The sequence below is a fragment of the Reyranella sp. genome, assembly GCF_965229815.1.
GTDB lineage: Bacteria > Pseudomonadota > Alphaproteobacteria > Reyranellales > Reyranellaceae > Reyranella.
In genome coordinates, this window is sequence record NZ_CBDDJN010000006.1 from 889441 (window position 1) to 914562 (window position 25122).

General features: G+C 70.2%; 21 protein-coding genes. 7 read left to right on the forward strand and 14 right to left on the reverse strand.

Translation table 11 applies throughout. The features are described 5' to 3' along the window. The first annotated feature begins 43 nt into the window (after window positions 1–43). The 3 genes from ACO073_RS15675 to ACO073_RS15685 all read left to right on the forward strand — a co-directional run bounded on the left by ACO073_RS15675 (window position 44) and on the right by ACO073_RS15685 (window position 3300). Complete coding sequence (locus ACO073_RS15675; protein WP_421998528.1) at window positions 44–1273, forward strand: sensor histidine kinase; 1230 nt, start codon at window positions 44–46, stop codon at window positions 1271–1273. Window positions 1274–1397: 124 nt separating this feature from the next. Next, window positions 1398–2318: an NADP-dependent oxidoreductase gene (locus tag ACO073_RS15680; RefSeq protein ID WP_421998530.1), complete on the forward strand. Its 921-nt coding sequence runs from the start codon at window positions 1398–1400 to the stop codon at window positions 2316–2318. Between the two features lie 91 nt (window positions 2319–2409). After that, window positions 2410–3300 carry an NAD(P)-dependent oxidoreductase gene (locus ACO073_RS15685; RefSeq protein ID WP_421998531.1) on the forward strand — a complete coding sequence of 297 codons (891 nt, stop codon included), beginning with the start codon at window positions 2410–2412 and terminating at the stop codon, window positions 3298–3300. A gap of 13 nt (window positions 3301–3313) precedes the next feature. Here the strand turns inward: ACO073_RS15685 and ACO073_RS15690 are convergent, their stop codons facing one another. After that, the gene (locus tag ACO073_RS15690; RefSeq protein WP_421998533.1) at window positions 3314–4372 is read right to left on the reverse strand and encodes an enolase C-terminal domain-like protein; all 1059 of its coding nucleotides are present in this window, start codon (window positions 4370–4372) and stop codon (window positions 3314–3316) included. A gap of 85 nt (window positions 4373–4457) precedes the next feature. Between ACO073_RS15690 and ACO073_RS15695 the strand changes: the two genes are divergently transcribed. Further along, window positions 4458–4661 (forward strand): hypothetical protein, encoded by a 204-nt coding sequence (locus ACO073_RS15695; protein ID WP_421998534.1) that lies wholly within the window; start codon window positions 4458–4460, stop codon window positions 4659–4661. Further along, window positions 4661–6052 (forward strand): amidase, encoded by a 1392-nt coding sequence (locus ACO073_RS15700; protein ID WP_421998535.1) that lies wholly within the window; start codon window positions 4661–4663, stop codon window positions 6050–6052. The genes ACO073_RS15695 and ACO073_RS15700 overlap by 1 nt, the downstream gene beginning before the upstream one ends. Here the strand turns inward: ACO073_RS15700 and ACO073_RS15705 are convergent. Then, window positions 5967–6968: a LysR family transcriptional regulator gene (locus tag ACO073_RS15705; protein ID WP_421998536.1), complete on the reverse strand. Its 1002-nt coding sequence runs from the start codon at window positions 6966–6968 to the stop codon at window positions 5967–5969. The genes ACO073_RS15700 and ACO073_RS15705 overlap by 86 nt on opposite strands. 94 nt (window positions 6969–7062) lie before the next feature. Here ACO073_RS15705 and ACO073_RS15710 point away from each other — a divergent pair, with 94 nt between their 5' ends. Beyond that, window positions 7063–7896, forward strand: coding sequence for an isocitrate lyase/PEP mutase family protein (locus ACO073_RS15710; RefSeq protein WP_421998538.1), 834 nt, complete (start codon window positions 7063–7065; stop codon window positions 7894–7896). On the opposite strand, the gene ACO073_RS15715 is transcribed toward ACO073_RS15710, so the two are convergent. The 10 genes from ACO073_RS15715 to ACO073_RS15760 form a co-directional block, all read right to left on the reverse strand. After that, window positions 7878–9461, reverse strand: a complete 1584-nt coding sequence (locus tag ACO073_RS15715) for a hydantoinase B/oxoprolinase family protein (RefSeq protein ID WP_421998539.1) — start codon at window positions 9459–9461, stop codon at window positions 7878–7880. The genes ACO073_RS15710 and ACO073_RS15715 overlap by 19 nt on opposite strands. After that, window positions 9458–11482, reverse strand: coding sequence for a hydantoinase/oxoprolinase family protein (locus ACO073_RS15720; RefSeq protein ID WP_421998541.1), 2025 nt, complete (start codon window positions 11480–11482; stop codon window positions 9458–9460). The genes ACO073_RS15715 and ACO073_RS15720 overlap by 4 nt, the downstream gene beginning before the upstream one ends. Before the next feature lie 4 nt (window positions 11483–11486). Beyond that, complete coding sequence (locus ACO073_RS15725) at window positions 11487–12194, reverse strand: ABC transporter ATP-binding protein (protein WP_421998542.1); 708 nt, start codon at window positions 12192–12194, stop codon at window positions 11487–11489. Continuing rightward, on the reverse strand, window positions 12181–12957 hold the full coding sequence (locus ACO073_RS15730) for an ABC transporter ATP-binding protein (RefSeq protein WP_421998543.1): 777 nt from the start codon (window positions 12955–12957) through the stop codon (window positions 12181–12183). Before ACO073_RS15730 ends, ACO073_RS15725 begins: the two co-directional genes overlap by 14 nt. Before the next feature lie 7 nt (window positions 12958–12964). Continuing rightward, entirely contained in the window at window positions 12965–13915 is a 951-nt protein-coding gene (locus tag ACO073_RS15735; protein ID WP_421998545.1) for a branched-chain amino acid ABC transporter permease, read from the reverse strand. Then, entirely contained in the window at window positions 13912–14787 is an 876-nt protein-coding gene (locus ACO073_RS15740; RefSeq protein WP_421998546.1) for a branched-chain amino acid ABC transporter permease, read from the reverse strand. Before ACO073_RS15740 ends, ACO073_RS15735 begins: the two co-directional genes overlap by 4 nt. Before the next feature lie 45 nt (window positions 14788–14832). Next, window positions 14833–15993 carry an ABC transporter substrate-binding protein gene (locus ACO073_RS15745; RefSeq protein WP_421998547.1) on the reverse strand — a complete coding sequence of 387 codons (1161 nt, stop codon included), beginning with the start codon at window positions 15991–15993 and terminating at the stop codon, window positions 14833–14835. Window positions 15994–16034: 41 nt separating this feature from the next. Then, window positions 16035–17714: a hydantoinase B/oxoprolinase family protein gene (locus tag ACO073_RS15750; RefSeq protein WP_421998548.1), complete on the reverse strand. Its 1680-nt coding sequence runs from the start codon at window positions 17712–17714 to the stop codon at window positions 16035–16037. A gap of 11 nt (window positions 17715–17725) precedes the next feature. Beyond that, on the reverse strand, window positions 17726–19765 hold the full coding sequence (locus ACO073_RS15755) for a hydantoinase/oxoprolinase family protein (protein WP_421998550.1): 2040 nt from the start codon (window positions 19763–19765) through the stop codon (window positions 17726–17728). 84 nt (window positions 19766–19849) lie between these two features. Next, window positions 19850–20482 carry a nitroreductase family protein gene (locus ACO073_RS15760; protein ID WP_421998551.1) on the reverse strand — a complete coding sequence of 211 codons (633 nt, stop codon included), beginning with the start codon at window positions 20480–20482 and terminating at the stop codon, window positions 19850–19852. 200 nt (window positions 20483–20682) lie between these two features. On the opposite strand from ACO073_RS15760, the gene glgP reads away from it, so the two are divergent. After that, window positions 20683–23226, forward strand: coding sequence for an alpha-glucan family phosphorylase (gene glgP, locus ACO073_RS15765; protein WP_421998552.1), 2544 nt, complete (start codon window positions 20683–20685; stop codon window positions 23224–23226). On the opposite strand, the gene ACO073_RS15770 is transcribed toward glgP, so the two are convergent. Continuing rightward, window positions 23207–23467, reverse strand: a complete 261-nt coding sequence (locus ACO073_RS15770; protein ID WP_421998554.1) for a DUF2934 domain-containing protein — start codon at window positions 23465–23467, stop codon at window positions 23207–23209. The two genes, glgP and ACO073_RS15770, sit on opposite strands and share 20 nt — an antisense overlap. After that, window positions 23464–25026: a glycogen synthase GlgA gene (gene glgA / locus ACO073_RS15775; protein WP_421998555.1), complete on the reverse strand. Its 1563-nt coding sequence runs from the start codon at window positions 25024–25026 to the stop codon at window positions 23464–23466. The genes ACO073_RS15770 and glgA overlap by 4 nt, the downstream gene beginning before the upstream one ends. Between the last annotated feature and the right edge of the window lie 96 nt (window positions 25027–25122).

Here is a 25122-nt window from a genome sequence, read left to right on the forward strand (position 1 = left end):
ATCCGCCGTTGCGCGGCGACCCCGTTTCCCGGAGACTCGTGCGATGACGGCGGCCCCCTTGGCGGCCGATCGGCCGGTTCCCCTGGACGAGATCATCGTCACACGGGAGCTGGCGGGTCGCCCGCCTTCGAACACCGACCAGGCACGCCTCAAGCAGGCCCTGCTGGACCTCGGGAGTTGCATGGCCGAAGGGCCGGGCGAGGTCCTCCCACGGTTCGTGGACTTCGCCATGGAAATGGCCGGTGGCGTCGCCGCCGGCATCAGCGTCCTCGAGCCGGCTGACGGCACGGCGGCGGTCTTCCGCTGGCACTTCCTGCGGGGATCGCTGGCCGCTTTCGAAGGCGCCACGACGCCGCGCAACGACAGCCCGTGCGGCGTCACGCTGGATGCCGGGGCGGCCGTGCTCGCCCGTCATGCCGAGCGCTACTATGCATGGATCGCCGACGCCGAGATCGTCGTGCCGGAGGTGCTGCTGGTTCCATTGCGGCGCGGTGCCGATGGCATCGGTACCTTGTGGATCGTCTCGGACCGCGTCGGACACTTCAACGCCGGCCATGTCACGGCGGTGAGCGAACTGTCGGGATTCGTCAGCGCGGCCCTGCAGATGTTCAAGACGGAGCAGCAACTCAAGGCGTCGCTGGCCGTACAGGCCGGCCTGGCCCAGGAAATGAGTCACCGCGTCAAGAACGTCTTCAGCATCGTCGACGGCATGATCCAGCTCAGCGCCCGCAACGCCCGCTCTCCCGCCGATCTGGCGGAGGTCCTGTCCGGCCGGGTTCGTGCGCTGGCGCGGGCGCACGGTCTGGTGCGGCGGAGCTTCACCGAGGGCGGCGGCAAGGATCAGCCGGCGGGCCTCGAGGCGCTGCTGCGGGCCATCCTGCTGCCCCACGATCGGGCGGCAGGCAGCCGTGCCGGCGCTGCAGCGTCGCCGTTCACCCTGTCGGGGCCAGGCATCGGGCTGGGCGATCACGCGATCAACAACATGGCCCTGATCTTCCACGAGCTCGTCACGAACGCTGCCAAGTACGGTGCGCTCACCACTGCCGGGGGAACCGTCGAGATCGCATGGTCTTTCGCGGGCGACGACATCTTGGTGCGATGGACCGAGCGCGGCGGCCCGTCCGTCGAAGGGCCGCCGACGTCGACGGGATTCGGCACCCAGCTCGTGGCCCGCACGGTCGAAACTTCCTTCCTCGGGACATTGAGTTACGAGTGGAATCCGTCGGGCCTGGGGTTGACGCTGCGCCTGCCGCGCAAGGCCTTGACCGACTGATCGGAAAACCCGTCGGGACCGCCCGCATTTCGCGACCGGGCGCGGGTCCGGCGGACCCGGTTTCCCCGGCCGGCGAACCGCTCTAGGGTCCGGGCCGACATTCAACCGCAAAGGCCAGACCCCCATGAAAGCGGCATTCATCGAGAATTTCGGCGGACCCGAGGTCCTGACCTACGGCGACCTGCCGGATCCGACGGCGGGCGAAGGGCAGGTCGTGGTCGACGTCGTCGCCGCAAGCGTCAACGGCGCCGATCCCAAGGTGGCGGCGGGCGAGTACAAGCAGGCGAACTTTCCGCTGGTCCTGGGACGCGACTTCTCGGGCAGGGTCAGCGCCGTCGGCGCCGGCGTGACCGACCTCAAGGTCGGCGACGAGGTGTTCGGCGTGCTGGAGACCGGCCGCGACGGGACCTACTGCGAGAAGGTCGCCGTCGGTGCGGCGGTGGTCGGGAAGAAGCCGGCGGGCCTCAGCCACGTCGATGCCGTGGCGGTGGCACTCACCGGGCTCACGGCGATCTGCTCGGTCGAGGATACGCTGAAGCTCAAGGCCGGCGAGACGATCCTGATCCAGGGCGGCGCCGGAGGCGTCGCGAGCTTCGCCATCCAGCTGGCCAAGAAGATCGGCGCGCGGGTCATCAGCACGGCGAGCACCGGCAACGTCGACTATGTGAAGAGCCTGGGTGCCGACGAGGTCATCGACTACACGAAGACCGACTTCACCCAGGCGGTGAAGGGCGTCGATGCGGTCTTCGAGACCGTGGGGGGAGATGTCGCCACGCACTCCTTCGCCGTCCTGAAGCCCGGCGGCCGTGCCGCCTTCATCGCCTCGGGACCGCAGGCGCCCAAGCCCGAACGCAGCGATGTCGCGGCGCTCCGCCCGGCGGTGCCGCGCACCCGCGCGCACATGGAACGCATCGCAGCGCTCGTCACGTCGGGCGCGGTGAAGCCGCAGCATGTGACGACCTTTGCGCTGAAGGATGCGCAGAAGGCGCTCAAGGTCAGCGCCGACCGCCATTTCAAGGGCAAGCTGGTGTTGATGGTCGGCTGATCCGGACGACGTCGACAGAAGAAAGGTCCCTCGACTGCGCCGCCCTCCGGGCGGCTTCGCTCGGGATGACAAATAGGGGAGAGAGGAAACAATGAAAGTCGGGTTCATCGGTGTGGGCAACATGGGCGGGCCCATGTGCCGCAACATCGTCAAGCGCAGCAATCACGCGGTCTCGGTGTTCGACCTCAACGCGGCTGCCGTGAAGGCCTGCACCGATGTCGGAGCCTCGGCCGCCGGGTCGATCGCCGAGGTGACGAAGGGTGCCGACCTGGTGCTGACCTCGCTGCCGATGCCACGGGATGTCGAGAAGGTCGCGCTGGGCGAGGGCGGTGTTCTCGCCAGCCTGAAGCCTGGACAGACCTACATCGACCTCAGCACCAACGCGCCGTCGATGGTGAAGAAGATCGGCGCGGCGATGGCGGCCAAGGGCATCGCCATGCTCGATGCGCCGGTCAGCGGCGGCACGACCGGCGCGGAGGCCGCGACCATCGCCATCATGGTCGGCGGCGACAAGAAGGTGTTCGACGATGCGCTGCCGGTGCTGCAGTCGTTCAGTGCGAACGTGATCCACATGGGCGAGCTCGGCAGTGGCACCGTGGCCAAGCTGGTCAACAACATGCTTTCGTTCTGCAACCTCGCCGCGCTGGTCGAAGGCATGATGCTGGGCACCAGCGCCGGCCTCGATCCGGACAAGCTGCTGCAGGTGATCTCGAGCTCGAGCGGCAACTCGAACGCCATCCGGAACTTCACGCTGCGCGCCCTGCCGGGCAAGTACTCGCCGCCGTCGTTCGCGCTCGACCTTGCCTACAAGGACCTGCACCTGGCGCTGGAACTGGGCGACGAGCTCGGCGTGCCGCTGCAGCAGGGCGCCTCGACGCACAACCTGCAACGCCTGGCCAAGGGCATGGGCTTCGGCGGCGACGACAGCACCTCGGTGCTGCGCGTCTACGAGACCATGCTGGGCCGCAAGGTGAAGGGCTGAACCGGCCTCGCCACTACAGGCTGTGACGCTCCAGCCAGGCCGGATCGGGGTCCGCGCCCAGCCCGGGCCCGGTGGGGACAGCGAGGCTGGGCTGCCATCGCGTGAAGGCCTCGTCGGCGTAGAGCGCCATCGACGGCTCGGCCTCGATGACGGCGAACCAGGCCTCCTGCTTCATCGCGGCAAGCAGATGCAGCGTGGCGAGCGCCGCCGGGCCGATGAAGGGCGTGTGCGGCGCGATGGATACGCCGAGCGGCTCGAGCATCGCGATGGCGCGGCGCGTCTCCGACACGCCGCCGATCATGCAGACGTCGGGCTGCAGGACGCCGATCGGCGGCCGGGCGTAGACGGCGAGTTGCTCGGCCGAGCCGAGGTCGGCGCCCTGGCCGACCACGATGCCGGGCAGTTCGGGTGCGCCGAGCATGGCTTCCGGCGGCCACACCGGGTCTTCCAGCCACAGGAGGTCGAGCGCCCGCCAGCGGGCGATGTCCCGGCCTATGTCGGCCAGGCTGTGGACGCTGTTGCAATCGGCGACGAAGGGCAGGCCAGGACCGACCTGCCGGCGGGCCGCCTCGATGACGGCAAGGTCGAACTCGTGGACCTTGACGGCGGCCACGCCGGCGCCGAGCGCCTTCGCGATGCGCGGGGCGACCCTGGTCGCATCGTTGTAGCGGTCGAGGCTTGCCATCACGGGCACGCGGCCGCGCCGCGCGCCACCCAGCAGGTCGGAAAGCGACCTCCCGGCCGCCTTGCCGGCGATGTCCCACAGGGCGATGTCCACCGCCGCCAGCGCATTCAGGTTCGTGCCGGCACGGCCGAACGAGGCCATGCGGATGCGGGCCTCGCGGTTCAGGCTCTCGCGCTCCTCGACCGAACGGCCGACGTGGAGAGGCGCGATGGCATCGGCGATCGCCGCGACCAGGCTGCGCTGCGAGGCGGGGCGCAGGCACAGGCATTCGCCGTAACCGACCAGGCCGGACCGCGTCGTCACGCGGCACAGGACGAGATGGAGCGCGCCGTCGCCCGTCGATTTCGGGAGCCGCAGGGCGATGGGGTCGATGCGTTCGATGATCATGGACGGCGAGTAGACGCCGGCGCCGGGTCCTTGGCCAGCATCTTGCAGGCGCCTATCGTCCCTGCCGAACAGGAAAGGAATGCCCGTGAGTCCCCCAGCCATCGACCAGGCCGAACTCGATGCCATCCTGAAACGGGCCGGGGTCGAGCTGACCCAGGAGCAGGTGAAGGGCCTGCTGCCGGGCGCGGCGATCTTCCAGACCCTGATCGCACGGGTGAACGCGCCGCTGCCGCGCGAAGCGGAGCCGGCGCTGACGTTCGACGTGCTGCAGGGCCGGGAGAAGGGCTGATGTCCGCCATCCCGACCATCGCCGAAGCCGGCCGACTCATCGCCGCGAAAAAGCTGTCGCCGGTCGAACTCGCCAAGGCGCAGCTCGACCGCATCCGCCGCCTCGACCCGCAGCTCGACGCCTTCCTGATGGTGACGGAGGAGCGGGCGCTCGCCGACGCGAAAGCTGCCGAGGCGCGGCAGGCGTCCGGCGCGCTCCGCGGGCCGCTCGACGGCATCCCGATCGCCCACAAGGACATCTACAACACGGCGGGCATCCGCACGACGGCCCATTCGAAGCTGCTCGAGACCAACGTGCCCGCGAAGGACGCGCGCACGGTCGCCAAGTGGGCCGAGGCCGGCACCGTGATGCTGGGCAAGCTGTCGACGCACGAGTTCGCCTTCGGCGGTCCGTCCTTCGACCTGCCCTGGCCGCCGGCGCGCAATCCCTGGAACCGCGAGCATTTCACGGCGGGCTCGTCCTCGGGCACCGGCGCGGCGGTCGCGGCCGGCATGATCCTGGGCGGCACCGGCTCGGACACCGGCGGCTCGATTCGCGGCCCGGCGGCGTTCTGCGGCATCGCCGGCATCAAGCCGACCTACGGCCTGTGCAGCCGCGTCGGCATCCTGCCGCTCGCCTGGTCGCTCGACCATGCCGGACCGATGGCCTGGACGGCCGAGGATTGCGCGTTGCTGTTGCAGGCCATGGCCGGCCACGATCCCGAGGACCCGGCCAGCGTCGACCGGCCGGTGCCCGACTTCACCGCCGAGCTCGGCAAGGGCGTCAAGGGACTGCGCATCGGCGTCGTGCGCCATTTCTTCGAGACCGACAATCCGGCCTCGGACACGACGCGGGCCGGCATCGACGCAGCCGTCGATTTCTTCCGCAAGGAAGGAGCGGAGGTCCGTGAGGTCACCCTGTCGCCGATGCTCGACTACTTCGCCGTGGGCTGGCTGATCATGGTCACCGAGGCTTTCGCGGTGCACGGTCCGTGGCTGCGCGAGCGCTTCAACGACTACAGCGAGATGCTGCGCGACCGGGTCATCCTGTCGGCGATGGTGACGGGCCCGGACATCATCCAGGCGACGCGCCGCCGCCGGGTACTCTGCCACGAGATGGCCGACGCCATGGCCGATCTCGACATCCTGGTGAGCGCCGCCGCGCCGGCCGAGGCGCCGCGCATCGACAACGTGCCGAAATGGTCGGGTATCGAGAAGCCGTCCTTCACCATGCCGTTCAACGTCACGGGCTTTCCGGCCATCACGGTCTGCACCGGCTTCGGGGCCGGCGGACTGCCGGTCGCCATGCAGCTCGCCGGCAAGCCGTTCAGCGAGCAGACGGTGTTCCGCGCGGCCCACGCCTACGAGACGGCGATGCCGTGGCGGGCGAAGCGGCCGGCGATGGCGAGCTGACAGAAGCGAGCCGTTTCGGCTTCAGCGGCCTGCCGGTCAGCAACGCGAGCAGGGCCTTGGCCGCCGGGCTGAGATAGGCGTTGCGGCGATGGATGGCGGTGATCGGGTTCACCGCGCGCAGCGCCGGCACGTCGAGCGCGACCAGCAGGCCCTGGCGCAGTTCGTCGCGCACGCTGCTCTCGGGCACGAGCGCGAGGCCGAAGCCCGCCTGGGCGAGCCGCTTCTGGGCCGTCAGGCTGTCGATCAGGGTGACGTCGGCATCGTCCAGGCCGGCGCGCAGGAGCAGGCGGGCGAGCAGGTGGCCGGACGAATCCCGCTCGTTGCGCACCGGCGGGAAGCCGATCCAGCGCTCGCCGGATAGCGTGCCGACCTTCCGCACGCGCCGTCCGGCCGACGGATGGCCCGCGGCGGCCACCACCAGCATCGCCTCCGCGCCCGCCGCATGGATGGCGAGATCCGCCCTGTCGGGAAAGAAGTAGCGCAGGCCCAGCGTGACCTCGCCGCGCCGCACCAGGTCGGTGACCTCTGCGCTCGAGGCGGTGCGCAACTCGAGCCGCACGCCGGGCGCCCGCTCGCGGAAGCGGCGCAGCGTGTCGACGATGTGCGTGTCGGCGAGGGTGCCGACCAGGGCGAGCGAGAGACTGCCCGACAGGCCGGACTGCAGGTCGCGGACGGCCTCCTGGCCATCCTTCAGTGCGGCGAGGGCGGCCTCGGCGTGCGGCCGGAAGGCAGCACCCGCCTCGGTAAGCCGGGCCCGGCCGCGCAGCCGGTCGAACAGGGGGACCCCCAGCTCCTGTTCCAGCAGGCCGAGGCGGCGGCTGATCGCCGGCTGGGAGCGGTGCAGGCGCGCGGCGGCGCGGGTGAAGCCGCCGAGCTCGGCGATCGCGACGAAGGTCCGCAGCCCGTCGATGTCCATCGATCCGTTTTCCTGATGATGATGCGAAATACTATGCATTCGACAGAGGCCTGTCGCGCGGCGATCTTCGCGGCAGATCGAGGAGAGAGAGCACATGCGCACCCAGGCCGAGAAGACCGCATCGTTCAGGAAACTGCACGAGCGTCCGGGATGCTTCCTCATTCCCAACCCGTGGGACGCGGGCACGGCACGGATCCTGGCGGGGCTGGGCTACGAGGCGCTGGCGACCACCAGCCTCGGGGTCGCGAACAACCTGGGACACGCGGGCGTGACGCGCGAGCAGGTGATCGCCAACGCGCGCGAGATCGTGGAGGCGACCGACCTGCCGGTGAATGCCGACCTGGAGAACGGCTTCGCCCACGAGCCGGCGGCGGCAGCCGAGACGATCCGGATGGCGGCCGAGGCGGGCCTGGCGGGCGGCTCGATCGAGGACTATTCGAACGATCCCAAGGCTCCGATCTACGACTTCGGCCTGTCGGTCGAGCGCGTGCGCGCCGCAGTCGCCGTGGCCCGCAGCCTGCCGGTGCCGTTCGTGCTGACGGCGCGGGCGGAGAACCTCATCCGCGGCCGCAACGACATGGCCGACACGATCCGCCGCCTCCGGGCCTATTCCGCGGCGGGAGCCGAGGTGCTCTATGCGCCGGGACTGCGCACCGCGGCCGAGATCCGCGCGGTGGTCGAGGCGATCGACCGGCCGCTGAACGTGGTGACGGGCTGGCTCGAGCCCGCGCTCACCGTCGCCGACGTCGCGGCGGCCGGCGCCAAGCGCATCAGCGTCGGCGGCGCGCTGAACCGGTTGGCGCTGGCGGCGTTCGTCGAGGGCGCCCGGGCGATGAAGGAAGAGGGGTCGCTGGCCTGGATGCAGCGCATCGCCGACATGGGGGCGGTGCGCAAGCTGTTCGCCGCCGGTCAGGCCGGCGAGCCGTAGCCGCCGCCGCCCGAGGTCTCCATGACGACGCGGTCGCCGGCCCGCAAGGCGAGGTTCTCCTTGCCGGAGAGCTCGCGGCCGCCGCCGGCCGCGCGATGCAGCGTGACGCGGAACGGCGCGCCGTCGGCGCCGCCCTGCAGGCCGTAAGGGGCGACGATCCGGCGCTCGAACATGGTGGTGAGGCTGAGGCCGTCGGCCAGCACCGTGTAGGTGCGCACCATGCCGTCGCCGCCGCGATGCCGCCCGGCGCCGCCCGAGCCGGTGCGCAGGCGCTGCTCCTCGACCCGGATCATGTACTCGGCCTCGACGATCTCGGCCGGCGTGTTCATCGTGTTGGTGAGGTGAACGCGCACCACCGGCACGCCGTCGCGCTCGGCCCGCGCGCCTTCGCCGCCGCCATGGGTCTCGTAGAAGGTGCCGATGGCGCCGTCGCGCCGCCGTCCGCCGAAGATCAGCAGCCCCGCCGTGGTCGAGCCGCCGGCCGTCAGCCGCTCGGGCACCGCCGGCTCCAGCGCCCGCATGATCGCGTCGACGGCGCGCTGCGAGGTCTCGTGGTTGCCGCCGACCACCGGCTTGTCGATGGCGGGTTCGAGGATGGAACCGGGCCGCGTCAGGATCTCGAGCGGCCGGTAGCAGCCGCCGTTGGGCTGGATCTCCGGACCGGCCACCGCCTTGATGGCGTAGTAGACGGCGGCCATGGCGACGAACGGCGTGGTGTTGAGCGGCCCCGCCACGGCATCGTCGGTGGCGCCGAAGTCGAAGCGCGCCCGGTCGCCCGCGATCTCGATGCGCACGCGGATGGCGGCCGGCTGGCCGTCCGGCCCATCGTCGTCGAGGAAGTCCTCGCCCTCGTAGACGCCGTCGGGCAGGCCCGCGATCGCCTCGCGCATCTGCGCCTCGGAAAGATCGTCCAGCCGGTCGAGGGCGGCGCGGATCGTGGCGGCGCCGTGCTCCCCGCCCAGCCGCTGCAGGCGCGCGTCGGCCGTCCGGGTCGCGGCCATCTGGGCCAGGATGTCGCCCTCGCGCTCGGCGGGTCCGCGCAGGTTGGCCAGCAGGAAGTCGAGCTTCTCGCGGTCCGGGCCCTCGGCCGTGAACAGCCGGACCGGCGGGATGCGCACGCCCTCCTGCCAGGTCTCGGTGGCGGCGGCGAAGTAGCTGCCGGCCCAGGCGCCGCCGATGTCGCCCCAGTGGGCCAGGCTGACGGCGAAGGCGAACAGCCGCCCCTCGAGGAAGATCGGCCGGATGGCCTTCACGTCGGGCAGGTGGTTGCCGCCGACCTCGGGCAGGTTGAGGAACCAGACGTCGCCCGGGAGCAGTCGCTCGGGCGGCACGCGCTCCAGGAACTTCTTCACCGTGAAGCTCATGACACCGAGATGGATCGGGATGTCGCGGCCCTGGGCGATCAGGTCGCCCTTGTGGTCGGTCAGGGCCGAGGAGAGGTCGCCCGCCTCGCGCAGGAGCGGCGAGCGGGCCGAGCGCATGACGACGAAGGACATCTCCTCGGCCGCTGCGGTCAGCGCGTGGCGGATCACCTCCACGGTGAAGGGATCGACAGTGTTCCTCATGGCATGGCCTCGCCGATCCAGAGATGCCCCATCGCGTCGGCGCGCAGCGTCCAGCCCGGCGGCACGACGATGGTCGACCAGGCATCCTCGACGATCGCCGGGCCGGCGATGACGGTCTCGGCGGGCAGGGAATCGCGATCGTAGCGCGGCGTCGGCACGGCGCCGCCCTTGTCGAACCAGCACGGGGCGACGGACATCGGAGTCGGTGCGCCGGCTGTCGCCGCCATCGGGCCGAAGCGCGGGGTGCGGCCGACCCGGGCGCTGAGGCGCAGGCTCTGCAGTTCCCAGTGCTCGTCGGTCTCGTAGCCGTAGATGTCGCGGTGGCGCCGGCGGAAGTCGCGGCCCAGCACGGCGATATCCAGCGGATCGTCGAACGGGACCTCGACGGCGGTGCTCTGGCCGACATAGCGGACCAGCGCGGTGCGCTCGACGGCAATGCGGTCGGCCGCATGGCCCTGGCGATGCAGCGGCTCGGCCAGCGCCGCCGCCATGCCGTCGTGCAGGGCGCGGAAGCGCTCGCCGTCCCACTGCGGGCTCAGCATGCGGACCGACTGCTGCTGCGTGTAGCTCATGTCGGCGACGATGCAGCCCAGCGCCGAGAAGGCCGAGGAGAAGCGGGGGACCACGATCTCGCGGATGCCGAACTCGCGCGCGAGCCCGGCCGCATGCATCGGCCCGGCGCCGCCGAAGGCGAGCAGGGTGCATTGCCTTCCATCGACGCCGCGCTCGACGGTGACGCGGGCCAGGGCGCGGACCATGGTGGCGTTGGCGACGCGCTGCACGCCGAGCGCCAGCTCGACAATGCCGACGCCCAGCCGCTCGGCCAGCGGGGCGAGCGCCGCCTCGGCCGCGGCGACATCGAGGGTGATGGCCCCGCCCAGCCGTCGGGTCGGATCGAGGTAGCCCAGCACCGCATTGGCGTCGGTCACGGTGGGCCGCGTGCCGCCGCGGCCGTAGGCGGCCGGACCGGGCTCGGCGCCGGCGCTCTCCGGCCCGATCGACAGGCCGCCGGTCCCCAGCGTCACCAGCGAGCCGCCGCCGGCGCCGATCGATTCGACGGCGACCATGGGCTGGCGCACCGGCCGGCCGGCGAGCTTGGAATCGGTCGAGATCTCGGCGGCGCCGCGGGTCACCAGACAGACGTCGGTCGTGGTGCCGCCCATGTCGAAGGTCAGCACGCTGTCGAGGCCGAGCGCGCCCGCGACGTGGGCGGCAGCACAGACGCCGGCGGCGGGGCCTGACAGCGCCATGGCGAGCGGCCGGCGGGCGGCGGCGTCCGGCGAGGCCATGCCGCCGGCCGAGTGCATGACGTGGAGGCGGGCACCCTTCACGTCGCGCTGCAGCCGGTCGAGGTAGCGGGCGGCGATCGGCATCACGGAGGCGTTGAGGACCGTGGTCGCGGTGCGCTCGAACTCGCGGGTCTCGGGATTGACCTCGTGCGACAGCGACACGAAGGGCAGGGCCTGCTTCAGGGCCTCGCCAACCGCGCGCTCGTGCGCGGGATTGGCATAGGCGTGCAGCAGCGACACGGCGGCGCTCTGCACGCCGGTGTCCTGGACGCGGCGGACCGCCTCGGCGATGGCGGCGGGCTCGAGCGGCGCGAGGACGGCGCCGTCATGGTCGACGCGCTCGGCCAGCCCGACCCGGCGCTCGGGCGGGACCTGGGCGGCGCGACGCGGCGGCACCTCGAGGCGGTAGAGCTGCTGGCGGCCGGCGCGGCCGATGTCGAGCACGTCCTCGAAACCCTGCGTGGCCACGAGGGCGACGGGCTCGACGCGATCCTCGACGATCGCATTGGTGACCAAGGTCGTGCCGTGCACCAGGTCGTCGACCTGCTCGGGCGAGAGCCCGGCCGCGGCGAGGGCGCCCAGGATGCTGGCGACGGGATCGTTGCGCCGGGTCGGGACCTTGATCGAGCGGACCTCGCCGCTCGCCGGGTGCAGCGCCACGAGATCGGTAAAGGTGCCGCCGATGTCGATGCCGACCTGCCAGCCGGCCGTCGGCGCGCCGTCCTGCGGCATGGATTCAGGCTCCCAGATAGGCTTCCCGCACCCTTGGATGGCGGGCGAGCTCGCGCGCCGGACCGTCCAGCACGATGTGGCCATTCTCGATCACGTAGGCGCGTTTGGCCACATCGAGGGCGAGCACGGTGTTCTGCTCGACCAGGAGCACGGTGACGTCGCGGGCATTGATGTCGGCGATGCGCTCGTAGACCTCGGCCGACAGGCGCGGCGCCAGGCCGAGCGAGGGTTCGTCGAGCAGCAGCATCTTTGGACGCGCCATCAGCGCGCGGCCGATCGCCAGCATCTGCTGCTCGCCGCCCGACAGCGACCAGCCGAGCTGCGTGGCGCGCTCGCGCAGCCGCGGGAACAGCGCGAAGACGCGGTCGAGGTCGCCGTCGGCGCTCATGCCGCGGCGGCGCCACACCGTGGTCGCGACGTCGAGGTTCTCGCGCACCGTGAGGCCCGGAAAGATACGGCGGCCCTCGGGCACGTGGGCGATGCCGCGGCGCACCCGGCTCTCGGCCGAGCTGGTGCCGAGCGGCTCGCCCTCGAAGCGGATCTCGCCGGCGCGCGGCCGCAGCAGGCCGGAGATGGTGCGCAGCAGCGTCGTCTTGCCGGCGCCGTTGGCGCCCAGCAGCGCCACCACCTCGCCCTGGGCGACCTCGATCGAGAGCCCGTGCAGGGCGTCGATGGCGCCGTAGCTGACCGACAGGCCCTCAATCTTCAGCATGACGGTATCCATGGCCGAGATAGGCCTCGAGCACCTGCGGATCGGCGCGGACCTCGGCCGGGCTGCCCTCGGCGATCTTCTCGCCGAAGCTGATGACGGCGATGCGGTCGGCGACGCGCATGACCAGGCCCATATTGTGCTCGACCAGCAGGAGGGTGAGGCCCTGGACGCGCAGGGTTTCCAGGATGCCGCGCAGGCGCTCGACCTCGCCCGAGTTCAGGCCGGCGGCCGGCTCGTCGAGCAGCAGCAGCTTGGGCTCCGAGACGAGGGCGCGGGCGATCTCGACCATGCGCTGGCGGCCGTAGGGCAGCGCGCCGACCAGCCGGTCGGCATCGTCGGCGAGGCCGAGCGTCGCCAGGAGCTCGCGCGCGTGGCTGCGGATCGCCGCCTGCCGGGCGGTGGCGGTGCCGGCGATCGCCGACCAGATCGACTGCGGCAGCAGGTGATGGGCGCCGACCAGCACGTTCTCGATGACGGTCAGGCGCTGGAACAGGCGGCCGTTCTGGAAGGTTCGGACCATGCCGGCCGAGGCCACGACATGCGCCGGCACGTCGCTGATGTCGCGATCCTCGAAGCGGACGCGACCGCCCGAGCTCCTGAGGATGCCGGTCAGCACGTTGATCAGCGTGGTCTTGCCGGCGCCGTTGGGACCGATGACGGAGAAGATCACGCCCGGCGGAATCGTGAACGACACCTCGCGCACGGCGTGGACGCCGCCGAAGCTCTTCGACAGGCCGTCGACGGCCAGCAGGGGTGCCGTCATTGCGGCCTCACCGCCCGGACAGGCCGAGCCGGCGGCCGACCAGCGCGGCCAGGCTGAGCAGGCCCTTGGGCAGGAAGATCAGGATCAGCAGCATCAGGGCGCCGAACACGATCAGGTAGGCGGTGCCGAGGTCGCGCATCAGCTCGGGCATGTAGGTGACGATGACGGCGCCCACGATGCTGCCCAGGATCGAGCCCTCGCCACCGATGATCAGCATCGACAGGTAGACGATCGAATGGCCGAGGGCGAAGTCGTCGGGCGCCACGAAGTTCGTCATGTGGGCGAACAGAGCGCCTGCCAGCCCGGCATAGACGGCGGAGAGCGCGAAGGCCTGGACCTTGATGCGGGTGACGCCGACCGAGGACGACCCGGTCGCCAGCTCGTCGTCGCGCACGGCGATCATGGCCAGGCCGATATGGGAGTTGCGGATGCGCCAGGCGCACCAGGTCGTCGCGGCCAGCGCCAGCCAGACGACGTAGAAGTAGCGATGGTCGGTGGCCAGCGGGAAGCCGGGCAGGGCGAGCGGCGGGATGCCGGAGATGCCGTCGGTGCCGCCCATCACCGACTTCCAGTTGGTGGCGACGATGACGAAGGACACGTTGAAGCCCAGCGTCGCCAGCGCGAGATAGTGGCCCTTGAGCCGCAGCATGGGCAGGCCGATCACCACGCCGATCGCGCCGGCGGCGACGACGGCGATCGGAATCGACAGGAACGGGGTCAGTCCGACCTTGGTCGAGAGGATCGCCGTGACATAGGCGCCGCAGCCGACGAAGCCGGCCTGGGCGAGCGTGATCAGTCCGGCATAGCCGAACGCGAAGTTCAGGCCGATCACGGCGATGGCCGAGATCAGGGCGAGGTTCAGGATGCGGATGCCGTAGCCCGAGACGAAGACCGGCAGCAGGAGCGCGAGCAGGAAGGCCGCGACCGCGGCCAGCAGGACGGTACGCTGGCCGGTCATGCGCGCTCGCCGATCCGTTCGCCGAAGATGCCCTGCGGTCGCACCAGCAGGAACAGGATCATCACCAGGAAGACCAGCCCGTCCTTGTAGGCCGAGGAGATGTAGGCGGCGCCCAGCATCTCGGCGAGGCCGACCAGCACGCCACCCAGGATGGCGCCGGGGACGCTCGAGAAGCCGCCGATGATGATGGCGGCGAAAGCCTTGAGCGCGATCGGATCGCCCATGTTGACGTCGGCGAACCACATCGGCCCGACCAGGATGCCGGCGGCGCCGGTGAGCAGTCCGGCGATGATCCAGGTCAGCACGAACATGCGGTCGACGCCGATGCCCATCAGGCGGGCGGCGTCGCGGTCCTGGGCCACCGCCCGCATGCGCGCGCCGATGGCGGTGCGGTAGATGAAGAGATAGAGCAGGCCGATCATCAGGAACGAGACGGCGATGACGAACAGCGCATGCGCCGACAGCGCCGCGCCGAACACGTCGACGACCTGGCGGCCGAACGGCGAGCGCGGCCGGAACGGCACGGAGCCCCAGGTGATGAGGGCGGCATTCTGGATCACGATGCCGATCATCACCGTGCCGATGATGACCGTGACCACGGGCCGGTCCTGCAGGGGCCGGAAGACGACGGCGTAGAAGGCGACGCCGAAGAAGGCCATGCCGGCCAGCGCCAGCGCATAGGCGGGCGCCAGCGGCAGGCCGAGCTGCAGGCTGGTGGTGACGGCCAGGAAGCAGCCGATCGCCACCATCTGGCCGGTCGCGAAGTTCACCACCCCGGTCGCCTCGTTCACCATGATGAAGGCGAGGCCGACCAAGGCGTAGACGGCGCCGACGGCGACGCCGCTCACCAGGAGCTGGACGAGCTGCTGCAACCGCTCAGCTCCCGTGACTGTTCGTGTCGAGGACCGGCAAGGACCTCACGCCTCGATGGTGCGGATGAACACCGGGTCGCGCGTGCCGGGCTTGATCGAGAACACCGCCAGCGAATGGACCATGTTGCCGTCCTCGTCGGTGGTGAAGGTGTTGGTGACGCCCTTGTAGCCCTTGATCGCCTTGATGCCGTCTCGGACCTTGGCGCGGTCGGTGCCGACCTTGTCCATGACCTGCTTCATGATCCAGGCGGCGTCGTAGTAGCAGGATCCGAACGGATCCGGCTCGAGCTTGAAGCGGTCCTTGAAGCTCTTGATGTAGGTCGCGACCTCGGGGCCGCGGTCGGACGACAGGTAGGCGTCCATGACGCCGTTCACCTTGGCGAGCTCGTCCGGGGCGATCAGGTTGCGTGCCGCCGGAACCATGACACCCGAGGAGATGACGACCGGGATGTCTATGCCCATCTCCTTCAGGAGCTTCAGGATCAGCGCGCCGTCCTTGCCGTAGCTGATGCAGATCAGGCAGTCGGCGCCGGCGTTCTTGAGCTTCTGGAGCTGCGCCGACATGTCGTTGTCGGTGAAGGCATAGGCCTCCATGCCGACGACCTCGGCGCCGCTGTCCTTGACGATCTTCTCGGCCGCCACCGCGCCCGGCTGGCCGAAATCGTTCTGGACGTAGATGATCCCGATCTTCTTCTTGCCCAGTCCCTGCGTGGCGTGCTTGGCGAGCGCCAGGGCCTGGATGCCGTCGGCCGGGCGGATGCGGAACAGCCACGGGTTCTTCTTCTTGTGCATGGCGTCGCCGCCGCCGGCATAGAAGCCGGGGATCTGCGCCTTGGTGACCTCGGGCTCGGTCGCGAGGTTCTGGGTCGTGTAGCTCGACAGGAAGACGAGCGGCGGATTGATGTCGCGCACGACCTTCAGGTAGGCGTTGACCGCGACGCTGTTGGAATCCTTCACGTCCTCGAAGACGATCTTGAGCTTCTTGCCGGCGACGCCGCCCTTGGCGTTGATCTCGTCCTGCGCCATCTGCAGCGAGTAGTGGTACTGCTGGCCCGAGACGTTGAACGGGCCGGTGATCGGCACCATGGCGCCGACCGCGACCTCGCCCGACTGCGCCGACAGACGCTGGGACCAGATGGTGATGCCGGCGGTGGCGGCGGCCCCCGCCATGACCGTGCGACGGCCGAACAGACGCTTGCTTGTCATCGATGACTCCCTTTTTCTTCCCACGTTTCCCCGGATGGCGATCAGTCGGCGGCGCTGGCGAACGGATACCAGCGCTCGGCCTCGGCGGCGGTGATGTAGCCACGCTCGATGTCGCGGCGGACGAGGGCGGCGTCGCGCTGGCGCGGATCGCCGTAGCCGCCGCCGCCGGGCGTGCGGACCTGGACCCAGTCGCCGGGCACCAGCTCGTAGCCTTCGCCCTTGGACAGGTGCTCGGGAACGGCGGTGCGGCCGGACTGCCCGACGATCAGCTCGTTGACGGCGCCGGGCTGGCCGCCCATCAGGCCGGGCGGCCCCTCGCGGCCGTGATCCATCAGGAAGGACGCCGTTGCCGTGCCGCGCAGCAGGCGGACGCGATAGCTGACGCCGTAGCCGCCGCGATGCCGGCCGGCGCCGCTGGAATCCTGGCGCAGCGCGTATTCCTCGAAGACCAGCGGATAGTGCTGCTCGAGGATCTCGACCGGCTGGGTCTTGGAGATGCCGACGGTCGAGCAGCCGTTGGTCAGCCCGTCGGTCTCCCACCAGCCGCCGTAACCGCCGCCGGAGAAGAAGTACATGATGTACTCGCGCTTCTCCTCGGGATCGTAGCCGCCCATGCTGAAGTTGCCGCTGGTGCCGGCCGGGCTCGCGAACATGCGGTCGGGGATGGCCTCGCCCATGGCGCCGAATACCGCCTCCATCACGCGCTGGGCGACCTCGGAGGCGCAGCCGGCGACCGGCCGCGGATACTCGCCGACCAGGAAGGTCCCCTCCGGCCGCGCGATGTGCAGCGGCGCGAAGCAGCCGGAGTTGATCGGCACGTCCGGGAAGATGTGCTTGATCGCCACGTAGACGGCCGACTGGGTGGCGCCCCAGACGCCGTTCAGCGGCCCCTTGCAGGGCGGGCTGGAGCGCGAGAAGTCGAAGTCGATGTCGCCGCCGCGCACCGTCATGTCGAGGGCGATCTCCAGCGGCTCGTTCACGATGCCGTCGCTGTCGATGAAGCTCGAGAAGCTGTAGGTGCCGTCGGGCACGCTCTCGATGTAGGCGCGCATCTGCTGCTCGGAGCGCGCCTTGAGCTCGCCGATCGCCGCCTCGACCGTGTCGGCGCCATAGCGGTCGAGCAGGGCGGTCAGCCGCCGCTCGCCCACCGTCAGCGCGCCGATCTGGGCCTTGATGTCGCCGATGCGCTCGCCGGGCACTCGGATGTTGGTCAGGATCATGTCGACGATGTCGGGGACCATCTCGCCCCGCCGGCAGATCTTCACCGGCGGGATGCGCAGCCCTTCCTGCTGGATCTCGGTCGCCTTGGTGGCGAAGCCGCCGGGGACCATGCCGCCGGTGTCGGGCCAGTGGCCGGTGTTCGACAGGTAGCACCACAGCCGGTCGCGATAGTAGAAGGGCTTCACCATCTTGACGTCCATCAGATGGGTGCCGCCGAGATAGGGGTCGTTGACGATGACGACGTCGCCCGGCTCGAGGTCGCGGCGGCGGGCGATCACCGCCTGGGTGGTGAACTGCATGACGCCGACGAAGATCGGCAGGCCCATCTCGCCCTGGGCGATCACCTCGCCCGTGTCGCGGTGATAGAGCCCGTTGGAGCGGTCGAAGGCCTCGGAGATGACGGGCGAGAACGAGGTCTTCTCGTGGACGAGGTCCATCTCGCTCGCGATCTGGCGCAAGCCGTTCTGGATGACCGCGAGCGTGACGGGGTCGAGGGCCATGATGCTTCCTCTCAGGCCGGCGCCTGGCCGACGGCGATGACGAGGTTGCCGACGGAGTCGACGACCGCGGTGGCGCCGGGATCGATCAGGATGGTGGTGTCGAGCTGGGCCACGATGGCCGGCCCCTCGATGGTGGCGCCGACCGGCAGCCGCTCGCGGGCATAGACCGGCGTGTCGAGCCAGCGTCCGGCGAAATGGACGGCGCGGCCGCCCTGGCGCGCGGCTTCCAGGCTGCCGCCCTCGGGGGCGAAGATCGTGAAATCGAGGTCGGTGCGGCGCCCGAAGGTCGCGGTGCGCAGGTTGGCGAGGACCGGCGTCATCTCGGTCAGCTCGATGTCGAAGCGTTCGCGGTAGCGGGCCTCGAGACTGGCCTTGACAGCGGCGGGGTCGAACGGGCGCTCGACCGTGACGCGCATGACGTGGCTCTGGCCGCGATAGAGCAGGTCGGCCTCGAAGAGCGTCTCGATGGCGGTGACGGGCACGCCCTCGGCGCCGACCAAGGCGCGTCCCTCGGCGTCGTATTCGGCATAGAGGCGATCGACGGCGGCCGCGTCGACCGCCATCAGCGGCTGGTTCAGCGTGTGCACGAAGTCGTGGCGCAGGTCGGCCAGAATGCAGCCCAGCGCCGAGGTGAGGCCGGGAAAGCGCGGCACCAGCACGGTGGGGACGCCGAGCTCGCGGGCCAGCGCCACCGCGTGCAGCGGTCCTGCGCCGCCGAACGGGAACAGGGCGAAGTCGCGCGGATCGTAGCCCTTCTCGATCGACACGAGGCGGATGGCGCTGGCCAGATGGTCGCTGGCCACGGTGATGATCGCGGCCGCCGCCTGGACGGCATCGAGGCCGAGCGGCTGGCCGATCTTCTCGACGATCGCCGCCTTCACCGTCTCCAGCGGCACGCCGCCCGCGACGCCGGGCAGGGCGGCGGGATCGAGCTTGCCCAGCACCAGGTTGGCGTCGGTGACGGTAGGCTGGGTGCCGCCGCGGCCGTAGCAGATGGGCCCGGGATTCGCGCCGGCGCTGTCCGGTCCGACCTGCAGGATGCCGGCCTTGGTGATGCGCGCGATCGAGCCGCCGCCGGCGCCGATCGTGTGGATGTCGATCATCGGCACGCGGATCGGCACGCTGTAGGCGATGTCCTTCTCGGCCGACAGCGCGGGCTCGCCGGCGCGGATCAGCGTCACGTCGAAGCTGGTGCCGCCCATGTCGCAGCCGATCAGGTTGGGATGGCCGGACTGGCGGCCGATGCGCGCGGCCGCGAGCGCGCCCGCCGCGGGGCCCGACATGACCGTCTGGACGGCATAGTCGCTCGCCGCCTTGCCGCTCATCGTCCCGCCGTTGCCCTGCATGATCAGCAGCTCGGAGGGAAACTGCGCGAGCTTCAGCTCCTTCTGCAGGCGGCCGAGATAGCGCGACATGATGGGCTGGATGTAACCGTTGACCGCGGCCGTCGTGCCGCGCTCGAACTCGCGAACCTCGCGCAGGATGTCGGAGCCGACCGAGATGAAGGGCGTCGGCCAGATCTCGCGCGCGATCTCCGCGGCGCGACGCTCGTGCGCCGGATTGACGTAGCTGTGGAGGAAGCTGATCACCAGGGCCTCGGCGCCGGCGGCGAGCAGCGCGCGCACCGCGCGCCGCACGGCCTCCTCGTCGAGCGGCACCAGCACGTTGCCGCGCGCATCGAGCCGCTCCGCCACCTCGAGGCGCAGCTGGCGCGGGATGATCGCCTCGAAGCTGCCGATCATGCCGTAGCCGTAAGGCCGCGTGCGGCGTCCGAGCTCGAGCACGTCGCGGAAGCCCGCCGTGGTGATCAGGCCGCAGGCGACGCCCTTGCGTTCGAGGATGGCGTTGGTGCCGACCGTGGTGCCGTGGACCAGGGAGGTGAGGGCATCGGCAGCGAGTCCGCTCTGCCGGATGCCGGTCATCATGCCGCGCGACTGGTCATCCGGCGTGGACGGGACTTTTGTGACGCGGAACTGGCGCTCGGCGCTGTCGACGAACAAAAGGTCGGTGAATGTCCCGCCGACATCGACGCCGGCCTGCCATTGTCCCATCGCGGGGCGCCCTTCGATGCTCGTTGCACTGGCGAATGCCGGCAGACAAGCAAACGGCGCGCCAAGCCCGGCCGGGCTTGGTGTTCAGGGAGCGGGGTAGCCGACCGTCTGGGCGAAGGTGACGAACTGCTCGGGCGGCAGGCGCAGGCCGCGCGCCAGCGCCTCGGCGTCGAGCGTGCCGCGGAAGACCGTGCCGAGCCCCTCGGAGGCGCAGAACAGGTAGACGTTCTGGCCGATGAAGCCAGCGTCGACGGAGGCGTAGAGACGCCGCTCCTCGCGCGGGATCTCCTCGAGACGCTCGCCATGCGCGACATAGACGAGATGGAGGGGGGCCGCCGCGACGAAATCCTGGGCGCCCGTCAGAGCGCGGATGTCGTCTTCGGCATGGCGAATCAATCTGTGCACATGCGGTTCGTAGAGCCACACGCCGTCAGCCATGACCAGATAGATGTCCATGACGAGGAGATGGCGCCAGTACGGAGCCGTGCGCTCCCCAGTCGCCCGATTGACGCCGAAAGCCGCCCAGAGGAGGTCGGACAGGAGCGTGACGGGCAGCGGACGCTCGGCGAAGCGGCGCGTCGAGTGACGTCGCTTCAACGCGGACAGGAGCGACAGGCCGCCCTCCTTGCGCGGCGAGGGCAGGGGATGGATGTCCTTTCGAAGCCCGCGATCACCGGCACCGGCGGACGGCGCAGTCCTTGCGTCGTGTCGTGTCATGCCGTCCTCCATGGTGTTTTTTTGGTGGCCCAAGAATGTGTCGCCAGCATGTCGAGGGCAGGCCGGCTTTCCCCCTTATGTCCCTGACAAATTGTCCAAGCCGGATCGGGCTGCTAGCGGCCGTGTGTACCTGTATAGGTGACACAGCATCGCCAGGGCGGTGCTTCGGATCGGAACAACGACAAAGCGGGAAGCGCTGAATGGTTGCACTGCCTCTTCCGGATCTTCCGGATGAAATCGCGATCCTCCGGGACCTCGCCCTCGATCTGCGCTGGACATGGAGCCACGAGGCGGATGCGCTCTGGGAACGCGTGGACGCCCGCCTGTGGCATCGCACGCGCAATCCGTGGAGCGTGCTGCAGAGCGCATCGTCCAAGCGGCTGCAGCGGCTGGCCGCAGACACCGTGTTCCGCCGCCAGCTCGCCGACTTCGCGAAGGCGCATCGCGCCTATCTCGATCGGCCGGGCTGGTTCACGACGGCGCACGACCGCAAGGACCTGAAGGGCGTCGCCTATCTCAGCATGGAGTTCGGCCTGGGCGCCGCGCTGCCGCTCTACGCCGGTGGTCTCGGCGTGCTGGCGGGCGACTTCCTCAAGACGGCGAGCGACCTCGACGTGCCGACGATCGGCATCGGCCTGCTCTACCAGGAAGGCTACTTCCGGCAGATGGTCGACGGCTCGGGGATGCAGCAGGAGCTCTATCCCCACAACGAGCCTGCAGCGCTGCCGGTGGAGCCCTTCCTGCTCGAGGAGGGGGGCTGGTTCAAGGTCAAGCTCAAGCTCCCCGGCCGCATCGTCCATATCCGCGTCTGGCGGGCGACGGTGGGCCGCGCGCGCCTCTATCTCCTCGACAGCAACGACCCGCTGAACAGCCCGGCCGACCGCGGCATCACCTCGAAGCTGTATGGCGGCGGCAGCGAGGCGCGGCTGATGCAGGAGATCGTGCTGGGGGTCGGCGGCTGGCGTGTGGTCGAGGCGCTGCAGCCCGAGACGGAGATCTGCCACATCAACGAGGGCCACGCGGCCTTCGCGATCATCGAACGGGCGCGCTGCTTCGCGGTGAAGGCGAAATTGTCCTTCTGGGAGGCGTTCTGGGCGACGCGGGCGGGCAACGTCTTCACCACGCATACGCCCGTCGCGGCGGGCTTCGACTCGTTCCCTCCCAGTCTGCTGGCGAAGTACCTGCCGCTGCTGCGCCGCTACCTGCCGATCGGCGAGGGCCGGGCCGACGGAAGCGGGCTCACCATGCACGACATCCTGGCGCTCGGCCGCGCCGATCCGAACGACGCCGAGGAGCCGTTCAACATGGCGTTCCTCGCGGCGCGGGGTTCGGCGCAATGCCTCGGTGTCAGCCGGCTGCACGGCGAGTTCAGCCGGCGGATCTTCCAGCCGCTGTTCCCGCGCTGGCCCGCCTGCGAGGTGCCGATCGGGCACGTCACCAATGGCGTGCACATCCCGACCTGGGACTCGATCGAGGCCGATCGGATCTGGACGGAATCGTGCGGCAAGGAGCGCTGGCGCGGCCTGTCCGACCTGCTCGGCGAGCAGATCGCCTGCGTGTCGGACGAGGACCTGTGGTCGATGCGCGGCGACGCGCGGCGGCAGGTCGTCGAGGCGGTGCGCCGGCATGTCGTCCTGCAGCTCCGCGAGCGCGGCGCCGACCCGGAGGTCGTGCGCGACGCCGACAGCGTGCTCGATCCCAATGTCCTCACCGTCGGCTTTGCGCGGCGCTTCACCGCCTACAAGAGGCCGAACCTCCTGCTCACCGACCTGGCGCGTCTCGACCGCCTGCTGACCGACGAGCGCCGGCCGATCCAGCTCGTGCTCGCCGGCAAGGCGCATCCGGCGGACCATACCGGCAAGGCGATGATCCAGGCGTGGGTCGAGCTGGCGCGCCAGTCGCGCTACCGCCGTCGCGTCGTGTTCCTCGAGGACTATGACATCGCCCTGGCCCAGGAACTGGTCCAGGGGGTCGACCTCTGGATCAACAATCCGCGGCGCCCGTGGGAGGCGTGCGGGACCAGCGGCATGAAGGTCCTGGTGAACGGCGGCCTCAACTGCTCGATCCTCGACGGTTGGTGGGACGAGGCCTACCAGCCCGACGTCGGCTGGGCGATCGGCGACGCGCGGGGCGGCGAGGCGGAAGAGGTCGACAGCCGCGATGCCGCGAGCCTCTACACCGTGCTCGAAGACAAGATCGTGCCGGAATTCTACGAGCGCGACCCGCACGGCCTGCCGCGCGCCTGGGTGGCCCGCATGCGCCGAAGCATGGCGACGCTCACCCCGCAATTCGCCAGCACGCGCATGCTGCGGGAGTATGTCGAGAAGGCCTACCTCCCGATGGTCAAGGTGCAGCGGCGGCGCTGGGCCGACGGCTGCGCCGAGGCCAAGGCACTGCACGTCTGGTCCAGGGAACTGCGGCGCTGGTGGCCGGGACTGCACGTCGGCGAGCCGCGGGTGGTGGGTGCCGATGGGCGATGGCGCGTTTCGGTGCCGGTGGTGGGCGGGGACCTGCCGCTCGATTCCGTGCGCGTCGAGCTGTTCGCGGACGAGCGGGAGGGCCAGCCGGCCGAGGTGGTCGTGCTACACCAGGAACAGGCGATCCCTGGCAGCGCCAATGGTCACATCTATGCCGGCGAGGTCGAGGCCAAGCGCGCGGCAGCGGCCTACACCGTCCGCGTCGTGCCGTTCCATCCCGACGCGATCGTGCCGACCGAACTGCCGCTTATTGCCTGGCAGCGATAGGCAACCGCCGCGCCTCGGCGTCGCGCAGGCGCACGGCGGTGAGACGCTGGGGTCGCGGCCGGATCATCGGCCGGGCCACGACGCGGCGCTCGCAGTCGTCGAAGCGCTGCTGCCAGGCACGGTGCTCGGCTTCGAGCTCCCGTTCGGCCTGGAGCCAGTGCTCGTGCGACTTGCCCTCCGGGCAACCGCTTCGTTGCCAGATCAGATAGCTTCGCAGGCGAATGGCATCTTCCGGGATCATGCGACGTCCCCTCCTGAGACGGCCGCGCGCGCGGCCCGCCGGACCATTGCCGCCCCAGCACTACCGGCCGCCGCGAGGGCGGGCCGGCGAGGCTCCTCCAGGGGAGGCTCGCACCGTCCGAGCAGTTCACGATACAACTTCGCGTACTTGGCGGCACTCTCAAACCAGCTGAAATTTTGCGCCATCGCCTGGTCCTGGACCGACCGCCAGACGTCGGGACGGCGATAGAGATCGAGCGCCTGGCCGACCGCGCCGGTCAGGGAGACGGTCGTGGCATCCTCGAAGACGAAGCCCGTGGCGGTCCGGGCCGACAGGGTCGAGGGGGAGACGCCGACCACCGTGTCGGCGAGGCCGCCGGTGTTGCGCACGACCGGAAGGGCTCCGTAGCGCAGCGCATACATCTGCGTCAGGCCGCAGGGCTCGTAGCGGGCGGGAACCATCAGGATGTCGGCGCCGCCGTGCAGGCGATGGGCCAGGCGCTCGTCATAGGTCGTGCGGACGGCCACCCGGCCGGGATGCCGATCGGCCAGGCGCTGGAAGGCGATCTCCAGGGTCGGGTCGCCCTCGCCGACCAGGGCGAACTGGGCGCCGGCGCCGACCATGCCGTCGACGCTGTCGAGGAGGACGTCGGCCATCTTCTGATGGGCCAGCCGGCTCACGAAGCCGATCAGGGGCCGGTCGGCCTGTCCGTCGAGGGAGAGCTCGCCCTGCAGCCCGGCCTTGCACACCTGCTTTCCGGACAGGTCCTTGCGGTCGTAGGCGCCCGGCAGGCAGCGGTCGGTGGCGGGATCCCAGCGCTCCGTGTCGATGCCATTCAGGATGCCGACGAAGTTTGTTCCGCGAGAGCGCAGCACGCCTTCCATGCCGCAGCCGAACTCCGGCGTCAGCACTTCGCGGGCATAGTTCGGGCTGACCGTCGTCACCCTGTCACTGAACAGGATGCCGGCCTTGAGGAACGACATCTGGCCGTAGAATTCGATACCACCCGGGTGAAAGTACTCTCCCGGGATGCCGAGGGGCCCCATGGCTTCCGGCGGAAAGTTGCCCTGGAAGGCGAGGTTGTGGATGGTCAGCACGGTCGCCGGGCGGTGGCCGCCCCGCATGGCGAGGAACAGCGGCACGAGGCCGGCGTGCCAGTCGTTGGCGTGGACGATGTCGGGAACCCAAGTCACCAGGTTCCCGCAGGCGAGTGCCGTCGCGACCTGGGCAAGGAAGCCGAAGCGCCGGGCATTGTCGGGCCAGTCACGGCCATCGGCGTCCTGGTAGAGCCCGCCGGGGCGCTCGAAGAGGGACGGTGCGGCGGCCAGCCAGACCGGGACGTCTGTTCCGGGCATCCGGCCGCTGATCAGGAAGCCGTCCTCGATCCCGCCCAGGCCGGAAAAGCGCGCCGCGATGCGGGGAGAGTCGAGCCGCTCGATGGCATCGGGATAGCCGGGCATGAGGATGCGGACGTCGATGCCCTGTCGCGCCATGGCGAGCGGCAGGGCGCTGGACACGTCGGCCAGGCCACCGGTCTTGGCGAGAGGAAAGGCCTCCGAAGTTACAAACAGGACGCGCATGCTTCGCTTCGTGCCCTCTGGGCCGACCCAGAATGCCCAATTTTCAAGTCAGCCCGATGACGTAATCCTTACCGGCTGCCGCCAGTCATTGATCTC

Bases quoted from the DNA above. Each gene is read 5' to 3' on its own strand.
- ACO073_RS15685 (WP_421998531.1), top strand. From the start codon at position 2,410: ATGAAAGTCGGGTTCATCGGTGTGGGCAACATGGGCGGGCCCATGTGC.
- ACO073_RS15770 (WP_421998554.1), bottom strand. From the start codon at position 23,467: ATGATCCCGGAAGATGCCATTCGCCTGCGAAGCTATCTGATCTGGCAA.
- ACO073_RS15755 (WP_421998550.1), bottom strand. From the start codon at position 19,765: ATGGGACAATGGCAGGCCGGCGTCGATGTCGGCGGGACATTCACCGAC.
- ACO073_RS15730 (WP_421998543.1), bottom strand. From the start codon at position 12,957: ATGACGGCACCCCTGCTGGCCGTCGACGGCCTGTCGAAGAGCTTCGGC.
- ACO073_RS15700 (WP_421998535.1), top strand. From the start codon at position 4,661: ATGTCCGCCATCCCGACCATCGCCGAAGCCGGCCGACTCATCGCCGCG.
- ACO073_RS15750 (WP_421998548.1), bottom strand. From the start codon at position 17,714: ATGGCCCTCGACCCCGTCACGCTCGCGGTCATCCAGAACGGCTTGCGC.
- ACO073_RS15680 (WP_421998530.1), top strand. From the start codon at position 1,398: ATGAAAGCGGCATTCATCGAGAATTTCGGCGGACCCGAGGTCCTGACC.
- ACO073_RS15705 (WP_421998536.1), bottom strand. From the start codon at position 6,968: ATGGACATCGACGGGCTGCGGACCTTCGTCGCGATCGCCGAGCTCGGC.
- ACO073_RS15710 (WP_421998538.1), top strand. From the start codon at position 7,063: ATGCGCACCCAGGCCGAGAAGACCGCATCGTTCAGGAAACTGCACGAG.
- ACO073_RS15760 (WP_421998551.1), bottom strand. From the start codon at position 20,482: ATGACACGACACGACGCAAGGACTGCGCCGTCCGCCGGTGCCGGTGAT.
- glgP (WP_421998552.1), top strand. From the start codon at position 20,683: ATGGTTGCACTGCCTCTTCCGGATCTTCCGGATGAAATCGCGATCCTC.
- ACO073_RS15715 (WP_421998539.1), bottom strand. From the start codon at position 9,461: ATGAGGAACACTGTCGATCCCTTCACCGTGGAGGTGATCCGCCACGCG.
- ACO073_RS15690 (WP_421998533.1), bottom strand. From the start codon at position 4,372: ATGATCATCGAACGCATCGACCCCATCGCCCTGCGGCTCCCGAAATCG.
- ACO073_RS15745 (WP_421998547.1), bottom strand. From the start codon at position 15,993: ATGACAAGCAAGCGTCTGTTCGGCCGTCGCACGGTCATGGCGGGGGCC.
- glgA (WP_421998555.1), bottom strand. From the start codon at position 25,026: ATGCGCGTCCTGTTTGTAACTTCGGAGGCCTTTCCTCTCGCCAAGACC.
- ACO073_RS15725 (WP_421998542.1), bottom strand. From the start codon at position 12,194: ATGCTGAAGATTGAGGGCCTGTCGGTCAGCTACGGCGCCATCGACGCC.
- ACO073_RS15720 (WP_421998541.1), bottom strand. From the start codon at position 11,482: ATGCCGCAGGACGGCGCGCCGACGGCCGGCTGGCAGGTCGGCATCGAC.
- ACO073_RS15675 (WP_421998528.1), top strand. From the start codon at position 44: ATGACGGCGGCCCCCTTGGCGGCCGATCGGCCGGTTCCCCTGGACGAG.
- ACO073_RS15735 (WP_421998545.1), bottom strand. From the start codon at position 13,915: ATGACCGGCCAGCGTACCGTCCTGCTGGCCGCGGTCGCGGCCTTCCTG.